Source organism: Candidatus Palauibacter sp. (assembly GCF_965208055.1).
GTDB lineage: Bacteria > Gemmatimonadota > Gemmatimonadetes > Palauibacterales > Palauibacteraceae > Palauibacter.
Window position 1 is genome coordinate 638,334 of sequence record NZ_CBDBNY010000004.1, and the last position, 22,065, is coordinate 660,398.

Genomic DNA, 22,065 nt, shown 5'->3' on the forward strand with positions numbered 1-22,065 from the left:
GGACCGTGCTACATGCGAAAGCGAAGGAGGAACCCGGACGGCGCTTTCACGCCCTTGCCGACAAGGTATGGCGGGAGGACTTCCTGCTGGCGGCGTGGGGGATGGTCCGACGCAACGGCGGAGCGGCCGGAGTCGATGGTGAGACGGTCGCGGATGTCGAGGCTCGCGGAGTGGAGCGCTGGGTCGGGGAACTGTCGCGGGACCTGAGGGAGGGCACCTACGAGCCGCGTGCGGTGCGACGGGTGCTCATCCCGAAGAAGCAGCCGGGGAAGTTCCGTCCCCTGGGCATCCCGTGCCTGAGGGACCGGGTCGCGCAGACGTCGGCGATGATGGTGCTGTCGCCGATCTTCGAGGCGGACCTGGAGCCGGAGCAGTACGGATACCGGCCGGGACGAAGCGCCAAGGACGCGGTCAGGCGGATCCACCGTCTGCTGCGCGGGGGCCGCAACGAAGTGGTCGATGCGGACCTTTCGAACTACTTCGGCGAGATACCGCACGCCGAGTTGATGAAGAGCATCGCGCGGCGCGTGAGCGACGGACGGATGCTTGGACTCGTCAAGGCGTGGCTGGAAATGCCGGTGGTCGAGGAGGACGGGAAGGGCGGCACACGCCGCACGAACCGGGCGCGGAAGGAACGAAAGGGGACGCCGCAAGGCGCTCCGATCTCGCCGCTGTTGAGCAACATCTACATGCGGCGGTTCATCCTTAGCTGGAAGGCGCTGGGCCATGCCCGGCGCTTCGGTGCGGAGATCGTGAACTACGCGGACGACTTCTGTGTGCTCGGCAAGGCCCCGGCGGCGGAGATGCTGGCGGCGGTCAACCGGCTCATGGAACGACTGAAGCTACCGGTCAACGCGCGGAAGACCCGCTGCCTCCGATGCCCCGAGGAGTCCTTCGAGTTCCTTGGATACCGCATCGGCTGGAACCATCGCCCCACGGACGGGGGCCGGTACATCGGTACACGACCGAGCAAGGCGAGCGTTCAGAGCATCTGCCGCCGGATCAGCGAAGAGACGAACCGCGGACGCGGATGGCTGGAAGCCGAGGAAGTCGTGGGACGCCTGAACCGGATGATATCGGGGTGGGCGAACTACTTCGATCTCGGGCAGGTCAGCCCGGCCTACGCGGCTGTGGACCGACACGCGATCCGGCGGCTGCGACAGTGGCTCCGGCGGAAGCACAAGGTGCGGTCGGGAAGATACGTGCGCTTCTCCGACGAACGGCTGTGGCGCCGCTACGGCCTGACGCGCCTCGAGCCGACGACCGGAGACCTTCCGTGGGCGAAGGCATGATCCCGGCTGAGAGCCGGATGCGGGAAACCCGCACGTCCGGTTCGATGAGCAGGGGAGTGGAAACGGACCTAAGGGAGCCGGACTGAGTACCGAAGCGAAAGCGACGGACAACGCACCGGACCCTACGGGCACCGCGCCACCCCCTGACTCTACCAGGATGAAGTAGGCACCGGCCTCCAGTAGTCGCTAAATTGTTATTCCCCAATAACATGGCGGCTACACAAAAGGAGGACCGGTGCCGACACAGCGTAAGCCCATCTCGTTCGCCTTTCAAGGCTGTCAGGGTCGCAAGGTCACGGCCGCATTCAACGGCGGCACGATCACCTCCCACGCCGGGGCGCTGCTGCTCAGGGAGAGCGGGCGAGCGATCGGCCTGTTCGACCGCGTCGCCGCCTGCTTCACCGACCACCGCGATCCGCGGCTCACGGAGCACTCCGTCTCCACGCTGGTGGCCCAACGCATCGTGGCCCTCGCCCTCGGCTACGAGGATCTGAACGACCACGACCAGTTGCGGCACGATCCCGTGCTGGGCCTTCTCGGCGACAAGACCGGGGCCACCCGGAAGGACTGCGCCGCCCTGGCCGGCAAGAGCACGCTCAACCGGCTCGAACACGCGCCCCGAGGTGGAGAGCCGGGCCGGTACCACAGGATCAGCCACGACCCGCAGGCGATGCAGGCCCTCCTCACCGAGTTGTTCATCGAGTCACGGACCGGCCCGCCCCCCGCACGCCTGGTCCTCGACATCGACTGCACCGACGACGAGACGCACGGAAGGCAACAGGGCCGCTTCCTCCACGGCTACTACGGCCACTACTGCTTCCTGCCGCTGTACGTCTTCTGCGGACACCACCCGCTCGCCGCCGTCCTCCGGCCCGGCAACAGCGAGTAGGGCCGGCGGGGCGTCACTGTGACTTCGGGTCGCGGATTTATGGCTCTGAGAGCCGGTCGGGAAGCCGTTTTGGAGGCGCCGGGGCGGGATGCGGGATCCTTTCGTCCGGGTGGGTGGAGGGGTGTGGGGCCGGTGCATGGAGCGGGGAGACACTGGTCCCGGCGGAGTCGGAGTCGGCGTTGAGGGAGCGGGAGCACCGGGAACGGCGTCAGCCGAAGCCGGTCCGCTCGATGGTGCGCCAGATGCTGAACAGGCGGTCGGTGGCGGGTTGCCAGCCGATGATCCTGAGCGTGGTGCGCCGTGCCCGGCGGATGACCTGGCAGGGCAGGAGGATCATCTCGCGGACGAAGCGCCGGAACTCCATGGCGGCGTACTTCCGGCGGTCGGTCTTGAGGTGCATCATCATGGCCAGGAAGCTCTTCAGGTTCCACGCCAGGGCCGCCATCACCATGTAGGCCAATTGCTCACCAGGTCGTAGACCGGCACCCGGAGCGCGTTCACCCCGTTCTTGAGTTGCGCGATCACGTTCTCCTGGTCGGCGCGGGCGTTGGCCAGCCGGACGACCTCGGCCGCGCTCAGGTCCCTCCGGGTGGTGACGTAGAAGAAGTGGCGGATCTCGTCGACCAGGGTGAGTTCGCCCTTCATCCGGCTGATGTTCTTGCGCACGACCACCATCCGGTACGTCCGGCGGCACTTGGCCGGCCGGTAGTCGTACTCGGCCACGTCCTCGAAGTTGAGCCGCTTGTTCACGTAACCGCGCTCGCGCACGATCCGTCCCTTCTCGTCGGGCCGCTTGCTCCGCGTCTTCCCCGTCCGGGACACGTGGCGCGGCTTGCGCTCCAGAGGCTTCCACTCCTCCGCCCCCAGCGCCTCGGCCTGCTCGATGATCGCCGGCTGCGCGTCATAGCCGAAGATGAAGTCAGCCCGCTCGCTCCAGCGGTCGCAGTTGACCGTCAGCGAGAAGTCGGTGTCCCCGCGCACGCACACCCGCTCCGCGTGCGGCGCCACCAGGTCGAGGGCCCGGTCGACCCCTCCGCCGCCCCCTAGTGGCTCACCGCGTTGCCCGGCCGGTTGACCACGTAGAGCACCTCGGCCGTGTTGGCCAGCGACACGACCAGCGGGTGATAGCCCCACACCTTCTTGTAGGACATGTCCATGCCCGCCTTCTTGCGGCCCAGCGTGGGTGCCAGCGTCCCGTCCATGTCCACGTACGCCACCGGCCCCGGCAGATCCCGGCCCCGGCCCCGCCACAGCTTGGGCCTGACCGCGTTGACGCACTCCATGAGCTCGATCACGTCCGACTAGGAGAAGCGTCGCGTGAAGTCGCCCGCCGCCGTCGGACTCGGGATCGTCTCCGCGCCCAGCGCGTCCATGTAGGCCGCGTCGTGGCGCAGGCCGTTCAGATCCTCCAGCCGCGCGCCCCCGCGCAGCAGGTTGTAGGCGATGTTCGGCACATGGTCCGACTCGTGGTACGGCAGGTGCCGCTTCAGAAGCTCCAGGCGCCGGTCGACCTCCCGCGCCAGCCCCAGCCTCGACACCAGCCGCCGCACGGCGCCGATGCCCCCGAAGCTCTTGGCGCTCGTCCGCGCCCCGATCTCGTAGTGGAGCCCGCCCGCCGAAAACACCGGCTTCGGTCGGGAGCCCCGCCGCCGCGCCCTCGCCTCCCGCTTCCGCCGGGCACTGTTCATCCTGCTCTTGTGATGCGATATTCCGTTCACCGCAAAGGCCTCCTGGTTGGGACCGGGCGTCCATCGCTCGAATCCGCTATCGACAATCAGGATAGGCCTTTCCGGTATTCTTTAGCAGAGCCCCGCGCGTGGATCGCGCTTGCCTTAGGTCTAGCGCCGAGAGCCGGCGCCCGTTCCACGAAGCAACTTGCGCTTCTTCTACACGGCGTCGGTCTCCTGTCCGTCCCGATCTCATGCCTTGCATGTGGCTCTGGCAACGCCGAACTCCGGGGTGCTAACCCACGGTATCCGGGGTGTCCGCCGAACGGCCCTCCCGTGTCTTCCGTCGGTGCGCCGTCGAGGAGCGGCCCAGCGTCCGCTGCAGGTAGCCCCGGATGTGTTCGAGCGTGTCGTCCGCGGCCCAGATCGACCGGAGTTCCGGCTCCAGATCGATGGCATCACCCGCGGCGGACGCGAACTGCCGCTTCGTCAGGCTGTAGGCGGCGGCCGGGATCGAGGCCAGGTCAAGCGCGATCTCCCGCGCCCGCCCGAGCAGTTCGGCCGCCGGCACGATCTCGTCCACGAGGCCGCGTTCCGCCGCGCCTTCGGGACCGTAGAGGCGGCCGAGCAGCATGACCTCCCGCTGATGTCGCTGCGGGATGGCGCTTCGCACGATGTCGGAGGCGATCGCGGGGAAGGGGACTCCGACCTTCAGTTCCGGCAGCCCGACGCGTCCTCCGCCCGCCGCCATGATGCGGTAGTCGCAGGCGCAGGCGATGACGCCGCCGCCCGCGACCGCGTGGCCGTTCACGGCCGCGACGAGCGGCTTCGGGAAGGCGCGCAGCATCGAGAACAACGCCCCGAGGCCGTCCAGTAGCGCCTCGACGTACGCGGGGCCCTCATCGACGACGCGAAAGAGTTCGACACCCGCCGAGAAGGCGGACCCCGTGCCCGTCAGCACGACGGCCCGCACCGAGTCGTCCCTCCGGGGACCTTCGAACTCCGTGGCCAGCGCGTCGGAGAACTCGACGGTGAGGACGTTCGCCGGTTCGTGCGCCATTCGGATCTCGGTCGTGCCGTTCTCATGCCTGCTCTGGATCATGTTTTCTCCTCACCGCTCTCGCTTTGGTTCTACTAGCAAATTAGTTGACCGGGCGTCCTCGCCCGCCTAGGCTCCGCCCCCGGGTTGTGACCGTCGGTCCGCGGGACCGTACAACGGTTCGGGTGCGTCCCGGTGTCAAAGCCGCGATCCCTGATGTTGATAGACGGTTGACAGTCTTGCGATAGATTCAGCTTGCCGCGACCACTCGGACCGACGTTCGGTGACGGATACCCGGCGGTCGACGACCTCGGGAGACGCTCGAGGGGACGGCTTGAACATCGACGGGCGAAGAACGCGCCCCGAACACAGCGGTGCGAAGCTTATGAAGGCACGTCATTGGGTCACGTTGATCGTCATGCTCATCGCGGGTGCGGCTGTCGTCGGCATCTTCATGCGGCTGAGCGAGGACGAGGAAGAGGGGCCGGAGACCTTCGGCGACCCCGCCGCGGACTCGGTGGCGGAGGCGGTGCGGGGGACGGCCTCCGCCGCTGCCTTCGCCACGGATATCTTCCTTCCCGTCGAAGGGGCCGTCATCCAGCGCGATACCTTCGTGCTCTGGGTTACGGCGAGCGGGCGCGCCGCGTCTCTCCGCCGCGCGCCGCTCCATGCCGACGTCCAGGGGCCCGTGACGGCGGTGCCGGTGCAGGAAGGGGAGCATGTGCGCGCAGGACAGCTCCTGGCGCGGATCGACCCGACGCTCTACGAACTCCGGGCGCAGCGGGCGGAGGCCGGAGTGGCGCGCGCGCAGGCGGAATATCTGGACCGGGTGCTTTTCGATGAGGAACTGCCCGACTCGGTCCGGCTGGCTCGTGCCGAGCAGGCTCGCATTCGGGTGAGCCTCCCCGATCAGGAGGCGCAACTCGCGGAAGCGCGCTACGAACTGGAGAAGACCCGCATCGTCGCTCCCTTCGCCGGCCTGGTCGCGAACCTCGCGGTGGCGCAGGGGAGCCGGGTCCGGGCGAACGACTCGATCGCGACCATCGTGGACCTGTCCGAGATCGACATCGACGCCGGAGTCCTCCACTCCGAACTCCCCCTCATTGAAGTGGGACGGGAGGCGACCGCGACCTTCCCGGCGCTTCGCGGAGAGGTTTTTCAGGGGCGCGTCGTGAGCGTGAACCCGCTGGTCGATCCCGAGACGCAGACGGCGCGGGTCACCGTGCGCCTGTCGAACCCAGAAACCCGCATCGTCCCGGGCATGCCGGGGAATGTGCGGATCGCCGGCCGTCAACTCGCGGACCGGACGTTCGTGCCGAAAGAAGCCGTCGTCGAACGGAGCCGGCGCCAGGTCGTGTTCGTCTTCGAGCCGGGGGCGCCGGGTTCGGAGACGGGTCGCGCGCAGTGGGAGTACGTGACGCTGGGCCTCGAGAACGACACGCAGTTCGAGATCATCCCCAACCCGGACGGCGACGACACCTTCGTGCCGGCGGGGGGCGAAATCGTGCTCGTCGACGGCCACGCCACGCTCACGCACGACGCCCAGGTGCGGATTGACAACCACAGCGAACTCGATACCGCTCCGGAGCCGCCCGCCGACAGCGCCGAGAACGGCTCGACGGACGGCTCGCGGTGAGGCGCGGAGCCGGAGGCTGCTCGCCGCAGGTCCGCGGTGTGGTCGCCCTCGTACCCCTGCTGATGGCCGGAGGACTTGGGGTCGCGGTGCCGGCGGAGGCGCAGGGGCCGACACTGCCGGACACGCTCGATATTACGAGGGCGATCCGGATCGCCATGAGCGAGAGTCCCGTGCTGCGGGTGTCCCGGACGCAAGCGGATCGAGCGGGTGCCGATCAGCTGGCGGCGTGGGGGGCGTTCCTCCCGAGGGCTGGCGTTGACGCCAGTCTCAGCCGGTCAAGTTTCTCTCGGACCACGTTCGTTGGCGAGGAGGGGCTGTCCGAGACGCTCCCGCAGACCCTCAGCTCTTCGAGTCAGGGAGCGAGTCAGGGGATCAACCTCAATTGGACCCTGCTCGACGGCGGACGGCGGTTCTCCGAGATCTCGCGGTCTGCCGCAAGCCTGCGGGCCGCACACCGGCGATATGACGACCAACAGCGCACTGTGGTTCTGGCGGTGCGCCGGGAATTCCTGGAAGCACTGCGGCGCCAGGACCTGCTGGAGCTTACCCGAGATCAGATCACCGACCGGGAACTCGAACTTGATATCGCTCGCCGGCGATACGAGATCGCGGCTGTGGAACGCACCGATGTTCTGGCCGCCCAGTCGCAGCTTCTCGATGCCCGAATCAGGCTGCTCTCGGAAGAAAACCAGCTGCGAAATGGCCTGAGGCAGTTGGTCGTATCGATGGGCCTCCCACCGGAAGCCGGCGATGGTCTCGTACTTGCGGGCGACGACGGGATGCCCCAGGGGGTGCCGAATATCGACGTGATCGTGGAGACGGCTGTCACCTCCGATCCCGGATTGCTGGCCCTCGACGCCGAGCGGTCCGCTGCCGCGGCATCGTTGTGGTCCGCGCGCCTGAACTACCTGCCCACCATCACCCTCGGGCTGGGCTGGGGGCGCGGGGAGAACTTCGGTCCCGAGGATTCGTTCTGGCAGTTCGACCCGGGAGACACGAGTCACAGATTCAGTATCAGCGCCTCCTGGAATCTCTTCGATGGCTTTCGCCGGGAAGTGCAGAACGCCCAGGCGTCGGCCGCCAAGCGACAGGCCGAGGAGGATCTGCGGAGCCGGCGGCTGGAAATCGAACGCGATGTCCGTCGCTTCGGATCGGAAATCGAGGAGTGGGCGCAGACGCTGGATCTGCTGCGGCAGCAATACGCGATCTCCCGTGAACGCCTCGACATGGAACAGGAGCGCTATCGGCTCGGCACCGCGAGTTTCCTTCAGCTTCAGAGCGCGATCGATGCGGTTCAGCGTGCCGAGACGTCGCTGATCCAGAACCAGTACAATTACCTGATCGCCTGGGCGAACCTTTCCGAGTACATGGAGGGCAGGCCCGGCAGCCCATGACGAAACCTCGCTAATGGCGCTTCCCGACGTCTCCCTTCGGCGGCCGGTGGCTACGGCGATGCTCTATGTGGGCATCGGCGTGCTGGGCGTGGTGTCGTTCCTCCGTCTGCCCATCGATCTGTTGCCGGATGTCGCCTTTCCGACCCTCTCCGTTTGGACGACGTATTCGGACGCGGGACCCGCCGAAGTCGAACGCTTCATCACGGAACCCATCGAGCAGCGCTTGTACTCGATCCCGGGGGCGCGCCGCATATCCTCACGGTCGCGGGAGGGACAGTCGCTCGTGCAGCTCCAGTTCGCGTGGGGCACGGACATGGAGTTCGCGACCCTCCACACCCGCGAGAAGCTGGACAACCTGTCCGACCGGCTCCCGGAGGGCTCGGAGCGGCCCACGATTCTGAGATCGGATCCGACCAGCGATCCGATCATGACGCTGGCGGTGAGCGGGACCGACCTGCGCAGCCTGCGCGATATCTCCGAAGTCGTCTTCAAGCGCCGTCTGGAGCAGTTGGACGGGGTCTCGCTCGCCGGGCTGACGGGCGGACCCGAGCGGGAGCTGCGGGTCATCGTGGACCCGGAGTACCTGGACGTGCACGAGGTCTCGATCAACGAGATCTCGAACGCGCTCGACCAGGCGAACTTCAACGCCCCCGGGGGCACGATCCAGCGGGGCCGTTTCGAGTACAGCCTGCGCACGCTGGGCCAGTTCCGGGAGGTGGGGGAACTGCTCGACGTCGTCATTTCCCGCCCGACGGGGCCCGGAGCCCGTCCGGTGCGGCTGAGCGACGTCGCCACCGTCGCCGACACGATCGCGGATCTCGAGACGATCGCCCGCTTCAACGGAGAGCCGGCGGTCGGGCTGCAGGTGTTCAAGGAGGCGGGGACGAACACGGTCCGCGTGGCGGATGGGGTGCACGAAACGCTGGCTCAGCTGGGCGAGGAGTTCCCCGAGGTATCGATCGAGGTCGCCTCCAGCCAGGCGGCCTTCATCCGGGACGCGATCTCGAATGTCGTTTCCGCGCTGCTGCTCGGCGGCGCGCTGGCGTTCCTCGTGCTCTTCCTCTTCCTGCGCGATCCGAGGTATCCGCTCGCGATCGGGCTCGCCATTCCCATTTCGGTCATGGCGGCGTTCGCCCTCTGCTACGCCTTCGATGTCAGTCTCAACATCATGTCCCTCGGCGGTCTCGCGCTCGGGGTCGGCCTGCTCGTCGACAACTCCATCGTGGTGCTCGAGAACATCTTCCGGCACCGCGAGGAGTCGGGCGGGAGCGCGAGGGAATCGGCCGGGCGGGGCGCCCGGGAAGTGGCGGCCGCGATCACGGCCTCCACGCTCACCACGATCGCGGTGTTCGGTCCGGTGCTGTACGTGGAGGGCGTGGCGGGCGCGCTGTTCGGCGATCTCTCGCTCGCGGTGACCTTCTCGCTGCTTGCCTCGCTGCTCGTCGCGCTCACGCTGCTTCCGGTGTTGGCGGCTCAGGTGGCCCGGGGGAAGCGGGGAGAGCCAGCGGCCGACGTCGAGAGCGAGACTTCCGCGTCAGAGCAGCTCGAGGCTGCGCAGACCGAGCGGCCGGGCCGCGTGCGTCGGGCCGGCCGAGCCGTTCGGGCAGGCGCCGTCGCGTCCGTGCGAGGCGTCGGGGGCGGGGTCGCCTACGTGGGGCGCTCCGTCCGGCTCACCGGCGTCGATGTCGCGACGGGCGGCGGCAGGTTTCTGGGCCGGGTCTTCGGTCCCTTCCTGCGGGCCTTCGAACGCGGGTTCGTCCGTTTCGCGGGCCGGTACGAGCGGACGCTCGAATGGGCACTGGAACACCGGCTGCGGGTGGTCGCGATCGCCGTCATCGCGCTCGCCGGCGCGGTCGTGCTCGCGGCGTCGCTTCCGCGCGGACTCATGCCGAACGTCGACGAGCGGCAGTTCTGGGTCGAGCTCAACCTTCCGCAGGGGACGCCGATCCGCACCACGGACGAGGCGGCCCGGAATGTGGAGCGGCTCCTCCTCGACATGCCGGATGTCTCGGGCATTTTCACCCGGGTGGGCCGCAGCCGAGGCAGCGAACTCGCGGCGCGCGACCTGACCGGACTCAACAACGCGGCCCTCGATGTGCAGCTCGCCGGATCGTCCCGGCCGACGCCCGAAGCCATCGCGGAACTCCGCGAGCGGCTCCCGGGAAGCGGACTCGATCCGGCCTTCGTGACGATCGAGACCGGGCGGGCCACGTCGCTCGGCAGGGCGCTGGCGATCGGGGAGGCCGATCTCGCGGTGAAGGCGCAGAGCGGGGAACTGGATGAACTCGTGCCGGTCGCCGAAGCGATCGAGACCCGGCTCGAGGGCATCTCGACGCTGGCGGATGTTCGGCTCGACTTCCTGCGCACGCAGCCGGAACTCGTCATCGAGGTCAACCGGGAGGTGGCGGCCCGGCACCAGATCACCGTGACGTCCGTCGCGACCGCGATCGAGGACTACCTGCGCGGTTCTGAAACGAGGAACGCGTACTCGGTATTCGCCGACAAGATCGACATCCGGGTGACGATCCCGGAGGCGGCGCGGCGCGAACTCGACCGCGTGCTCGCGCTTCGGCTTCAGGGCGTGCCGATCGGTGAACTCGTGACGGTTCGGCAGGGGTTCGGGCCGGTGGAGATCCGGCGGGAGGACCAGAATCGCACGATTCAGGTGCTCGCGGACGTGGCCGACGGCGGACTGCGGACGGCGGTGCAGGAGGTGGAAGCCGCCATCGCGGATATCCCCCGTCCGGCGCTCACGACCGTACGCGTGGGCGGCGAGAACGAGGAGATGCAGGACAGCTTCCGCTCGCTCACCTTTGCCTTCGCCCTCGCCCTCGCGCTCGTCTTCCTCATCATGGCTGCGCAGTTCGAGTCGCTCGTGCAGCCGCTCGTCGTCCTCACCGCGGTACCGCTGGCCGCCATCGGGGCGGTGACGGCGCTCTGGATCGCCGGGGACGGCGTCAACGCGATGAGCGGGATCGGACTTGTGATCCTCATCGGCATCGTCGTCAACGACGCGATCGTGAAGGTCGACTTCATCAATCAGCGGAGAAGATCCGGCCTGACGAAACGGAATGCGATCCTTGAAGCGGGCCGGCTCAGGCTCCGTCCCATCGTGATGACGACCATCACGACCGTGGTCGGACTCCTCCCGCTCGCCGCCGGGCTGGGAGCCGGGGCCGACCTCCGCGCGCCGCTGGCCATCGCGGTGATCGGCGGTCTCATCTCCGCGACGTTCCTCACGCTCATCGTCGTGCCCGTGGTATACTCGATCATGGTCGAACCATCCGTGTCGGTGGGACGGGACCCGGACCCGCGGCCCGAGCGCCGCGATCCGGCTGCGCCCCAGCCGCAGCCGGCGTACGGCCTCGGCGGCCGCTCGGGACCGGCCGCTCCGGGCATGGCGAGAGGGAGCGTGGAACCATGATCGATCTGGCCATCCGCCGACCGGTGGCGACCGCGGCGATCTACGTCGCCCTCTTCGCGCTCGGCGTGACGAGCTTCCGGCTCATTCCGGTCGAGGACCTGCCCGAAGTCGAGTTCCCCCGCCTCACGGTCACCGCCATTTGGAACGGCGCCTCGCCCGAGGCGTTGGAGGCGTTCGTGACGGCGCCGCTGGAGACGGTCATTCAGCAGGTCGGCGGGGTGGAAAAGGTCGTTTCGGAGTCCGCCGCCGATGCGCGCGGGACGGGTTCCAGCGTCCGGATCGACATCGATTTCGAGCGCGAGACGCGGATGGAGTTTGCCCGCCTCGAGCTGAGCGAGCGGATCAACTCGATCCGGGATGAGTTGCCCGAGGGCGTGATGCCCGGCATCTCCGAGTACGTGCCGCAGGAATTCGCGGAGGAAGAGGAGCAACTCCTCACCTTTTCGCTGACAGGCCCCTATACGTTCGCGCGCCTCGGGGAGATCGCCGAGGAGGAGATCGAGCCGTTCGTGCGGGGACTGCCGGGCGTGTCCGCGGTGGAGGTCTACGGGGCCGAACGCCGCGAGATCGCCGTCGAACTCGACCGGGGCCGGCTGGAGGCGCTCGGGCTGCGGCCGGAGCAGGTCAGCGACCGGATCGTCGAGCTTTCCGAGCCGAAAGCTCCGGGTTCGGTCGAACTCGACGGACGGCAGTTCGCCATCGCCGTCCGCACCCGGGCGCTCGAGGTGTCCGACATCGCGGAGATGATCGTCCTCACGCGGCCGGATGGACCCATCCGCGTCGGGGATCTGGGACAGGTGCGCGACCAGACCGAAGATCCGATGTTCTTCTGGCGCATCAACTCCCAGCCCACGATCTCGATCAACGTGTACCGCCAGTCGGGCACGAACGTGATCCAGGTCGCGGACGACGTGAAGGCCGAGATGACCGAACTGGCGTCCGCCCTCCCGGCGGGCGTGGCCCTCGAGTTGCTGCGCGATCAGAGCGAGAACATCCGGGAGCAGATCACGGAGCTTCGGCTCCGGGCCATCGCGGCCGCGATCGTAATCTTCATCGTACTCACGATCTTCCTGCGGTCGCTCGGCGCCGTCCTCGTCGTGTTTGCGACGATCGGCTTCAGCATCCTGACCGCGGTAAACTTCCTCTACATCGGCGGTTTCTCGCTGAACCTGCTCACGCTGTGGGGCCTCGCGTGGGGGTTCGGCCTCGTTGTCGACAACGGGATCGTCGTGCTCGAGAACGTCGAGCGTCACCGTCGGGGGGGTGCGGGTCCATCCGATGCGGCGCGCCGCGGGGCGCGCCAGGTCGTCCTGCCGGTCCTCGCCGCGACGATGACGACCGCGATCGTGCTCGTACCCTTCCTCTTCCTGCAGGGCGAGTTGCGCGTCTACTACCTCCCGCTCTCGTTCGCCGTGGGCTTTTCGATCATCGCGAGCCTTTTCGTCGCGTTCACCTTCGTCCCGGCCCTCGCCTCGCGGGTCGCCCGCATGCGGGACTCCGCCGGGGCCGTGGTCGATCCGGCCGTGACGACCGGGGAGGCCGCGTCGGCGCCGACGCGACGGTCCGAACCGTTCTACATCGCGGGATATCGGTCGCTCCTCGGGTTCGCGCTGCGGCACCCCGTCGTCATCGCGGCCATCTGCCTCGGGAGTCTCGCCGGGAGTTGGTATCTGTTCGACGAGCACGTGAACACGGGGAGCTACTGGAGCGGATTCGGCGGGCGTGGCAGCGGCATCACGATCACGATCAGCTTCCCGCGCGGCGCCGGACTGGAGCGCACGGACGAACTCGCGCGCTCCTTCGAGGCGAAGCTCGCCACGATCGATGAAGTGGAACGCTTCGAGGCGCGGGTCCAGCCGAACTACGCCCGCATGCGCGCGGAATTCACGGAGGAGATCGAGCATACGTCGATCCCGGTGGCCATCAAGGACCAGATGGTGGCCTACAGTTACGGGTTCTCGGGTGTCGACGTCTTTGTCCGGGGATACGGTCCCAGCTTCTACGGCGGCGGCTCGAGTCCGCCCAACTACAGTCTCCAGGTGCTCGGGTACAACTACCTCACGGTGCAGGAGATCGCCGAGGAGATCGCGTCGCGGCTGACGCGATTCTCCCGCATCCGCGACGTGGACCCGAACGCGAACAGCTCTTGGTACCAGAACGACAAGGAATTCGAGTACTACGTGGAGCCGGACCGGGAGGCGCTGGCCGCCTACGATCTCCCCGTTGAGCAGCTGCTCGATTACGTGTCGCGCAACATTGAGGGCCGTCCGTCCGGGAGCCGGATCCGGGTGGGCGGAGAGGAGGTCCAGTACGCCGTCAAGGTGGACGGGTATCGCGAGTTCGACTTCTACGATCTGAGCGACCTGCGGGTGCCGATCTCCTCCCGCGAGGAACTCCGGCTCGCCAGCGTGGCCGAGGTGGGGCGCCGGCAGGTCCTGGCCAGCATCCGGCGTGAAGACCAGCAGTACGAGAGGACCGTGGCCTGGGAGTTCAGGGGGCCGGCAAAGCTCGGCGACGTGGTGCGCGACGCGGTGGTGGACGCGATGGAACTGCCGCCGGGATACAGGATCGAGGAGTCCCGTTTCGGGGGCTGGACGACGGAGGAGACGACGCAGATGTGGGTCGTCCTCGCCTTCTCCATCCTCCTCATCTACATGGTGACCGCGGGGCTGTTCGAGTCGCTCGCGGCGCCGTTCGTCGTGCTCTTCTCGCTGCCGTTCGCCCTCATCGGCGTCTTCCTCATCTTCTTCTATACCGACGCCACCTTCACCCGCACCGCGTTCATCGGCACGATCATGATGGGCGGCATCGTCGTGAACAACGCCATCCTCGTGGTCTACCACATCGGCGAGGTGCGCAAACGCATGCCGACGGGCGCGGCGATCGTGCAGGGGACGCTGGAGCGCGTGCGCCCCATCCTCATGACGACGCTGACGACGGTGTTCGGACTCCTGCCTCTCGTCCTCTTCGCTCCCTCCCAGGATCAGAACATCTGGAACGCGCTCGCGCTGGCGACCATCGGTGGGCTGATCTCGAGTACGTTGTTCGTACTCGTCGCAATTCCGGTCGCATATCGTTACATCGTGGCACGCCGTATCTGACGGCACGCCCGGCGGCAGGCCTCGGTCTGCCGGGGCGCACAAGACACACAAAAGCTGACGGGGGTCGAGATGGTACGGTCGCGTCTATCCAGGTCCGGTTTCAGGCCGGGTTGGTTGCTCCTCGGGTGTCTGGTGGCGGGAGTCGCCTGTGAGGGGGGTGGAGGGCCGAGCGAATTCCTGCGGAACCCGGCTTTGGCAGAGGTGAACATGACGGCTCCGGAGACTTTTCAGGCTCGTTTCGAGACTTCGAAGGGAACGTTCGTGGTGGAGGCGCACCGCCAGTGGGCCCCCAACGGCGTGGACCGCTTCTACAACCTGGTGGAGAACGGGTTCTTCGACGACGTGAGGTTCTTCCGCGTGATCGCCGGTTTCATGGCGCAGTTCGGGATCAACGGAGACCCGGAGATCCAGAGCGCGTGGCGGGAGGCGAACATCCAGGATGACCCGGTGGTAACGGGGAATACGCGCGGGCGGGTGAGCTTTGCCCAGACGTCGATGCCGAACAGCCGGAGCACGCAGCTCTTCATCAACTTCGGCGACAACTCGCGTCTCGACGGGATGGGGTTCGCGGCCATCGGCGAGGTGATTTCGGGTATGGATGTCGTCGACGCGCTGTATTCCGGGTACGGCGAGGGGGCGCCGGGCGGGAGCGGGCCGAGCCAGGGGCGGATTCAGGAGGAAGGGAACGCCTACCTGGAGGCGGAGTTCGCCGAACTGGACTACATCGAGCGGGCGACGATCAGCGGTGGGAATTAGCAGGACGGGCAGCAGGACGGGCAGCCGGACGGGGTCGGCGGCGCTCGTCCTCGCGGCCATGACGGTGCTGCCGCCCACGGACGCCAGCGGTCAGGAGGCGGGGCAGGTCGGCGGGGAGCGGCCGCGCGCGCGGGATGCGGGCGTGCTCATCGGGAGGCTGCCGGCGGGACCGCTGAACGCGATCACGGACGTGCCCGGGGTGCGGGTGGGCCACCGCACGGTGTGGGTGGGCGACTCGATCCGCACCGGAGTCACCGCGATTCTCCCGCACGGGGACAATGTCTTCGAGCGGCGGGTGCGGGCGGCGATCGCGGTCGGGAACGGCTTCGGCAAGCTCGTGGGGCTGAGCCAGGTCAACGAACTGGGCGAACTCGAGACGCCGATCCTTCTCACGGGGACGCTGAGCGTGTTCCGCGCGGCGGATGCGCTCCTGGACACGCTCCTCTCGCTCCCGGCGAACCGCGACGTGCGGTCGATGAATCCGGTCGTCGGGGAGACGAACGACGGATACCTGAGCGACATCCGCGTGCGCCCGATCCGGCCCGAGCATGTGCGCGAGGCGCTGCGGACCGCGGCGAGCGGCCCCGTGGAGGAGGGGTCGGTCGGGGCCGGGACGGGGACGATCGCATTCGGCTGGAAGGGCGGCATCGGGACCTCGTCGCGCCGGTTCGAGATCGGCGGGCGGATCGTGAACGTCGGCGTGCTCGTGCAGAGCAACTTCGGCGGCTCGCTGCGGATCGATGGCGTGCGCGTGGGAGAGAAGCTCGCCGCGGCCGGCCTGCGCGGAGGGCGCGACCAGGGGGATGGCGACGGTTCCGTGATGATCGTGATCGCGACGGACCTGCCGCTGGCGCACCGCGAACTGGACCGGGTGGCCGACCGCGCGTTCATGGGGATCGCCCGCACGGGGTCGTACATGTCGCACGGCTCGGGCGACTACGCGATCGCCTTCTCGACTGACGAGGGGGCTGCGATCCGGGACGGCCGCTCGTTGTCCCGCGTCTTCGAGGCGGTGGTCGAGGCGACGGACGAAGCCGTCATCAACTCCCTGTTCGGGGCGACGTCGGTGACGGGGCATCGGGGGCGGACGGTCGAATCGCTCCCGCTCGAACCCGCGCTGCGGCTGCTCCGCGAGGCGGGCGTCCTCGGGACGCCGCGGTGAAACCGCTGATTCCCGCATCCGAGCAGCCGCCGCTGCCGCGGGGGCGCCTCATCGTCGAAGGGGACCCCGACTCGGAGGCCGTGCCGCTTGATGTCCTGTTCGTAGGTGGAGGTCCCGCCGGGCTGGCTGGCGCGATCCGGCTAGCTCAGCTGGCGACGCGCGACCGCGCGGAGGGCGGGCCCCTCGCCGACCTCGAGATCGGCGTGCTCGAGAAGTCGCGTGAACTCGGGGAACACTGTCTCTCCGGGGCGGTCGTGAACCCGGAAGCCTTTCAGATGCTCTTTCCGGACCTCGGCGAGGCGGATCTTCCGCTCCGGGGCCGCGTGGCGGGCGACCGGGTGCTGCTCCTCACTCAACGCGGAAAGGTCCGGGTCCCGACCCCGCCGTCGATGCGGAACCACGGCCATCATGTGGGCTCGATCTGCGAGATCGTGCGCTGGCTGGGTGCGAAGGCGGAGGAGCTCGGGGTCAACGTATTCACGGGGTTCCCCGCCGAGGCGCTCCTCATGCGCGGAGGGCACGTCCTGGGCGTCCGCACGACGCCGGCCGGCCTTGACCGGGAGGGGAATCCGGCGGGCGGCTACATGCCGGCCACGGACCTCTCCGCGCGGGCCACCGTTCTCGCCGAGGGGACTCGCGGGCCTCTGAGCCAGGCCTGGCTCGAGCGAGAGGGCGTCGGCTCGGCCAACCCGCAGATCTTCGCGCTCGGAGTCAAGGAACTGTGGGAGGTCGCGCAGCCGCCCGATGCGGTCACACATACGATGGGCTGGCCGCTTCCGCGGGATGCCTTCGGGGGCAGTTTCATCTACCCCATGGGTGGAAATCTCGTGTCGCTCGGTCTCGTCGTGGGTCTGGACGCGCCCTACGTCGACCTCGACGTGCACGCGCTGTTGCAGCGCTTCAAGCAGCACCCGTTCGTGCGCAGTATCCTGGATGGCGGCGAACTCGTGGAGTGGGGAGCGAAGACGATTCCGGAGGGCGGATACCACGCCATCCCCGACCGCCTGAGCGGGGATGGGTTGCTCATTGCGGGAGATGCCGCGGGACTCGTGGATGTCGCGTCTCTGAAGGGCATCCACTACGCGATGCGGTCGGGAATTCTCGCGGCGGATGCCATCGGCCGGGCCTTGTCGGACGGGCACGACGGAGCGGAGAGCGCGCAGGGCGCTGTCTCCGCGGCTCGACTGGCGTCCTACGACGCGGCACTGAGGGAGAGCCTCATCCGGGACCCGCTGTACCGCAACCGAAACCAGCGGCTCGCCTTCAAGTCCGGATTCTTCTCGGGCGGCGTCAAGGCAGGGATCATGCAGGCCACGGGTGGCACGTTCCCCGGCGCCCGCATCCGGAGCGAGCCCGATGCGGCGCGCCCTCGCCGCAAGCGACTGGACCTCAAGTCGGTGTACGAAGGGGAGCACGCCGTCGCCAAGGTCGACGCGGTCTTCCGCTCCGGCAACGCGACCCGGGATGACATCCCCTCGCACCTCGTCATGGGGGAAGAAGAGGGGGAAGAAGCGGGAGAAGCCGTATCGCCGGAGATGGCGGAGTTGTACGAGAGCCTTTGCCCGGCGGCCGTGTACGAGCGCGATGGCGACCGCCTGGTCGTGAACGCGCCGAACTGCATCGACTGCAAGGCGACGGATGTCCTGGGTCCGCGCTGGACGCCGCGGGAGGGCGGCAGCGGACCGGTCTACAAGAGGATGTGAGCCCGGCGGGCCGACACGGCCTGCCGGGTCAGCGCGTCCCGGTCGCCCGCGCGGCGTTCCAGCCGAGGAGCGAGAACGCGTCGGCGACCTGCTCGTACCCCGTCCGCATCAGGAAGGCGGAGTTCTTGCCGAAGCTCTTCGCGCCCAGGATGAAGAAGCCCGGTTCGGGATTCCTCAAGGTCTCGGGTCCGAGCGTGCCCTCGGCGATGCAGCAGTCGGCGGGCGCGCCGTCCGGCGCGCCCTGAGCGGCGAGAAGCGCGGCGGAGACGCCCATGGGGCCGAGGGACGCGTAGCAGGCGTGCATCTGGAGTTGGCGATAGAGGCGGTCGTCGGGCTCGTAACCCACGTTCGCCACGATCCGGTCGAAACGGTCGCGCCGTATCTGCCCGGCGATCTCCAGGTCGACCTCGAGTCCGCTCGAATCGATTTGCGTCACGGCGAGCAGCCGACTTCGGGAGAGCCACTCGCAACCGGGCGGCGGTTCGGCGGCGATCGCGTTGGCGCGGCGCGTGAGCTTCACGCGCTCGGGAAGCGGGTCGTCCGCGATCGCCTGCAGCGGGGCGCTGCGAGCCTCGCGGCTGGCCCAGGTGAACCGCGTCCCCGGGACGGCGCGGGCCAGGGCCCCGAGGGCGCAGGCCGTGGTGGCGGCGGAATGTCCGCTGCCGAGGAGCAGCGTGCGCCGTGCCGCGTAGCGCTCGCGGTGGGCGCCGAGCGCATCCGGGACGTGGTATTCGATCGCCTGTCGCGCGGACCGCTCGCCGATGGCGGGGGCGCCGCCCGGGCCCGCCCGGTTGGGCTGCCCGTAGGTCCCCGAGCAGTCGAACACGGTCCCGGCGAACACCTCGGTCTCCGCGCCGTTCTCCTCGAGAAGAAGCCGGAAGGGCTGGTCGGCCCGGGCTGCGTCGCCGAGCGCCTCGCCCTTCAGCCAGTCCGCCCGGGCCACGTCACGCACGCGCGCACCCTTGCGGACCTCCACGCGCGGCTGCAGGGCCGCGGCCAGGGGCAGGAGATAGTGCGCCCGCAACTCCGAGCCCGTGAGCAGCGCCCCCGCCGCCGGCAGGTCGACCCCGCGGCCGCGCAGAATCTCCAGCCCGACCGGCCCCGCGTTCCACTCGAAGGGGGAGAAGAGTCGCAGCCAACCCCAGGCGCGGACGTGATCCGCCACCGTCCCGGCGTCGACCAGGACCGCCCGGAGTCCGCTGCGGGCCGCGCGGGCCGCGGCCTCGAGCCCGATCGGTCCGGCTCCGATGATCGCAAGATCCATCGCTTGCACGGGTGCTGGCTCCAAATCCTCTGGTTCGCTGACGTCTCGACCGCCCGGTCTTCCCGCTGATTCCGTGGCAACCTACTCTCAGGCGATGATGGATCGCGAGAACCCGAAGCGGGCGAGCGCATCGCCTCCGGATTGGGCCCCGGGCCCCATCACGCGATGGCTGACACCGGTCACTCGCTGGATCATCACGAATCTCGTGGCTCCGCCCTGCGTCTTCCTTCTCTTCGGTGTCCTCAATCGAACGCGAGTCTACGGGCGCCGACGAATGTCCCACGTCCCGAACACGCTCATCCTCTCGAATCACCAATCGATGATCGACTCGTTTCCGATCGCCTACTACCTGTTTTTCCCCGAGAAGACGTTCAGACCCCACCTCGCGCCCTGGAATGCGGCCGCGGCGGAGAACTTCTTCAAGAACCCGCTGTTCGCATGGGTGTTCCACCAGTTCAAGTGCATTCCGGTGCGGCGCGGCCGCCGCGATCTGAGGGCGATGATTCGCTCGGCAAGCGTGCTTCGAACGGGGACGCTCACGCTCTTCCCGGAGGGTACGCGTTCGCGGAACGGCAAGGTCGGACGGGGTCGGGCCGGCGCGGGCATGGTCATTCTCCAGAACCGCCCACAGGTGGTCCCGATCACGCTGGAGGGGCTGGACCGCGTCCTTCCCATAGGCGCCCGCCTGCCGCGGGTCGGGCAGCGCGTTTCGATCTACGTGGGTCGGCCCGTTCCGTACGACGACCTGGCCGCCGAAGGCCGTTCGCGAAAGAGCGCCCAACAGATCGTCAATCGCGTGATGGAACGGATCGCCTTCCAGCAACGCGTTCTCCGGCGGCTGCGCCGCGCCCGCGCGTAACAGGCCAAGGCGCGCCGGGCGCTGGACATCCGCGGTCGGATCCGACATTCTTCCCACATGACCATCACACTTTATTACGTCCTCGTGACGATTATGCTCGGACTGCTCGTGGGTCTGCTCATGGGCGGTGGTTTCGCGTTCGCATGCCGGCTCCGTGAGCTCGATGCGCCGGACGGGGAGGTCCCGCCGGGCTGACCGCACCAGACCGCATTCGCCGATCCCTCCGAACCGCGCACCTTCTTCCCGATTTCGTGATCGCGCGCTACTTTACTTGGCTGCGAAGAGTGCGTATTCAGGCCGGAAACGTCGCGCTGCCCGTTTGCGAGCGGAGCGTCCCGGCCGTCAGAGGTGGAAATGACAAAGACCTTCCAGGATGACGACGGGCGCCGGTGGAAAGCATGGCTCGCTTCGCGCGAGGTTTTCTGGCCGGACCCGAACGAAAAGGCTCCGCCCGACGATTTCGAGGCGGTCGTGTTCGTTTGTTTCTCCGACCCCCACCAGACCCAGCGGCGGCTTCGGCTCCCGCAGGGTTCGTTCGAGCAGCTCAGTCTCGATGATCTCAAGAAGCACTTCAAGAAGGCGAAACTCGATCCTGCCATCCGGTAGCCGTCCGTACGCACCCCCGCGTCCCGGCCGAAGGCGGCCGCGCGGGGGGCTTGCCGCGGACCTGGAACGGGTTTGCGCCTCCCGACCCGGGCGCCCGGGACTCCCTCCGATGTTTACACCGATACCGAAAGGCCTCGTGACAGAATGACCGCCGCCGCCGGAAAAGGACTGGAAGGCGTCGTCGCCTCGCAGACTTCACTCAGCTTCATCGACGGGCTCAAGGGCATCCTCGTCTATCGGGGCTACAACATCCACGAACTCGCTCCGAACGTTTCGTTCCCCGAGAGTGTGTTCCTGCTCTGGAACGGACGGCTGCCGAGACGTACGGAACTCGACGAGTTCGAGTCGGCTCTCGCCGCCCAACGCGCTCTGGATCCGCGAACCGTGGAAGGCCTGAAGGGTCTCCCGACGGAGACTGTCCCGATGTCGGCGCTTCGGACAGGAGTCTCCCTCGAGGGCGTGTACGATCCCGATGCCGAGGACAACTCACTCGAGGCAAACCGGCGCAAGGCGGAACGGCTCGTGGCGCGGACCCCGACCATCATCGCGGCGATACACCGCATTCGGCAGGGGCTGGAGCCGCTGGAGCCCGACCCGACGCTCTCGCTGTCCGCCGACTTCGTGAGGATGGCGAACGGCGAGCCGGGCACGGAGGAAGCGGTCGAGGCGCTCGACAGGACGCTCCTCCTCTACCTGGACCACGGGTTCAACGCATCCACGTTCGCCTGTCGCGTCATCGCCGCCACGCTCGGGGACATGCATTCGGCCGTGACCGGCGGTGTCGGGGCGCTCAAGGGCGAGTTGCACGGCGGAGCGAACGCGAGAGCCATGCACACGCTGCTCGAGATCGGCGACCCGGACAACGTCGGGCTGTGGCTCGACAGGGCGTTCGCGGAGAAGCGGAAGATCATGGGCTTCGGCCACCGCGTCTACAAGACGGAGGATCCGCGGGCGACGCATCTTCGGGAGATGTCGCGCGTGCTCACGCAGCAGGCGGGCCTCGAAAAGTTCTACGAGATGTCCCGCAAGCTGGAAGACCGGATGATCTCCGAGAAGGGGATCAATCCGAACGTCGACTTCTACTGCGCCACGGTCTACTACGCGCTGGGCATTCCGATCGACCTCTACACGCCGCTGTTCGCGATGGGGCGGATGGGCGGCTGGACGGCGCACGTCATGGAGCAGCACGCGGACAACCGGCTCATTCGGCCGCGTGCGGAGTATGTGGGTGAGATGGACCTGCGCTGGGCGCCGATGGACCAGCGCTGAGCCG

The 22,065-nt window shown here is 68.1% G+C and carries 14 protein-coding genes and 2 pseudogenes; 13 read left to right on the forward strand and 3 right to left on the reverse strand.

Annotated elements, in window-relative coordinates; genetic code table 11:
- Window positions 1-5 precede the first annotated feature (5 nt).
- Window positions 6-1,292, forward strand: a complete 1,287-nt coding sequence (ltrA, locus tag ACOGXI_RS03010) for a group II intron reverse transcriptase/maturase (protein ID WP_419937414.1) — start codon at window positions 6-8, stop codon at window positions 1,290-1,292.
- A gap of 235 nt (window positions 1,293-1,527) precedes the next feature.
- A pseudogene (locus tag ACOGXI_RS03015) lies at window positions 1,528-2,172 on the forward strand (transposase); the annotation flags it as partial.
- A 217-nt stretch (window positions 2,173-2,389) separates the two neighbouring features.
- Here the strand turns inward: ACOGXI_RS03015 and ACOGXI_RS03020 are convergent.
- Window positions 2,390-3,899: pseudogene (locus ACOGXI_RS03020) on the reverse strand (IS1380 family transposase).
- A 244-nt stretch (window positions 3,900-4,143) separates the two neighbouring features.
- Window positions 4,144-4,950 (reverse strand): enoyl-CoA hydratase/isomerase family protein, encoded by an 807-nt coding sequence (locus ACOGXI_RS03025; RefSeq protein ID WP_419937415.1) that lies wholly within the window; start codon window positions 4,948-4,950, stop codon window positions 4,144-4,146.
- A 322-nt stretch (window positions 4,951-5,272) separates the two neighbouring features.
- On the opposite strand from ACOGXI_RS03025, the gene ACOGXI_RS03030 reads away from it, so the two are divergent.
- The 7 genes from ACOGXI_RS03030 to ACOGXI_RS03060 all read left to right on the forward strand — a co-directional run bounded on the left by ACOGXI_RS03030 (window position 5,273) and on the right by ACOGXI_RS03060 (window position 18,063).
- On the forward strand, window positions 5,273-6,523 hold the full coding sequence (locus tag ACOGXI_RS03030) for an efflux RND transporter periplasmic adaptor subunit (protein ID WP_419937416.1): 1,251 nt from the start codon (window positions 5,273-5,275) through the stop codon (window positions 6,521-6,523).
- Complete coding sequence (locus ACOGXI_RS03035; RefSeq protein WP_419937417.1) at window positions 6,520-7,917, forward strand: TolC family protein; 1,398 nt, start codon at window positions 6,520-6,522, stop codon at window positions 7,915-7,917. The genes ACOGXI_RS03030 and ACOGXI_RS03035 overlap by 4 nt, the downstream gene beginning before the upstream one ends.
- Before the next feature lie 13 nt (window positions 7,918-7,930).
- A complete protein-coding gene (locus tag ACOGXI_RS03040) occupies window positions 7,931-11,341 on the forward strand; it encodes an efflux RND transporter permease subunit (RefSeq protein ID WP_419937418.1) in 3,411 nt (1,136 codons plus the stop codon).
- The gene (locus tag ACOGXI_RS03045; RefSeq protein WP_419937419.1) at window positions 11,338-14,442 is read left to right on the forward strand and encodes an efflux RND transporter permease subunit; all 3,105 of its coding nucleotides are present in this window, start codon (window positions 11,338-11,340) and stop codon (window positions 14,440-14,442) included. The genes ACOGXI_RS03040 and ACOGXI_RS03045 overlap by 4 nt, the downstream gene beginning before the upstream one ends.
- Window positions 14,443-14,649: 207 nt before the next feature.
- A complete protein-coding gene (locus tag ACOGXI_RS03050; RefSeq protein ID WP_419937420.1) occupies window positions 14,650-15,198 on the forward strand; it encodes a peptidylprolyl isomerase in 549 nt (182 codons plus the stop codon).
- A 58-nt stretch (window positions 15,199-15,256) separates the two neighbouring features.
- Window positions 15,257-16,360 carry a P1 family peptidase gene (locus tag ACOGXI_RS03055; protein WP_419940143.1) on the forward strand — a complete coding sequence of 368 codons (1,104 nt, stop codon included), beginning with the start codon at window positions 15,257-15,259 and terminating at the stop codon, window positions 16,358-16,360.
- Window positions 16,357-18,063 (forward strand): 4Fe-4S dicluster domain-containing protein, encoded by a 1,707-nt coding sequence (locus ACOGXI_RS03060; RefSeq protein ID WP_419937421.1) that lies wholly within the window; start codon window positions 16,357-16,359, stop codon window positions 18,061-18,063. Before ACOGXI_RS03055 ends, ACOGXI_RS03060 begins: the two co-directional genes overlap by 4 nt.
- 28 nt (window positions 18,064-18,091) lie before the next feature.
- Here the strand turns inward: ACOGXI_RS03060 and ACOGXI_RS03065 are convergent, their stop codons facing one another.
- On the reverse strand, window positions 18,092-19,336 hold the full coding sequence (locus ACOGXI_RS03065) for a hypothetical protein (protein WP_419937422.1): 1,245 nt from the start codon (window positions 19,334-19,336) through the stop codon (window positions 18,092-18,094).
- Window positions 19,337-19,532: 196 nt separating this feature from the next.
- Here ACOGXI_RS03065 and ACOGXI_RS03070 point away from each other — a divergent pair, with 196 nt between their 5' ends.
- The 4 genes from ACOGXI_RS03070 (at window position 19,533) to ACOGXI_RS03085 (ending at window position 22,061) form a co-directional block, all read left to right on the forward strand.
- Complete coding sequence (locus ACOGXI_RS03070) at window positions 19,533-20,186, forward strand: lysophospholipid acyltransferase family protein (protein ID WP_419940144.1); 654 nt, start codon at window positions 19,533-19,535, stop codon at window positions 20,184-20,186.
- A gap of 57 nt (window positions 20,187-20,243) precedes the next feature.
- Window positions 20,244-20,381: a hypothetical protein gene (locus tag ACOGXI_RS03075; protein WP_419937423.1), complete on the forward strand. Its 138-nt coding sequence runs from the start codon at window positions 20,244-20,246 to the stop codon at window positions 20,379-20,381.
- Window positions 20,382-20,540: 159 nt separating this feature from the next.
- Window positions 20,541-20,792 (forward strand): hypothetical protein, encoded by a 252-nt coding sequence (locus ACOGXI_RS03080; RefSeq protein WP_419937424.1) that lies wholly within the window; start codon window positions 20,541-20,543, stop codon window positions 20,790-20,792.
- Window positions 20,793-20,936: 144 nt separating this feature from the next.
- Window positions 20,937-22,061 (forward strand): citrate/2-methylcitrate synthase, encoded by a 1,125-nt coding sequence (locus ACOGXI_RS03085; RefSeq protein ID WP_419937425.1) that lies wholly within the window; start codon window positions 20,937-20,939, stop codon window positions 22,059-22,061.
- The last annotated feature ends 4 nt before the right edge of the window (window positions 22,062-22,065 follow it).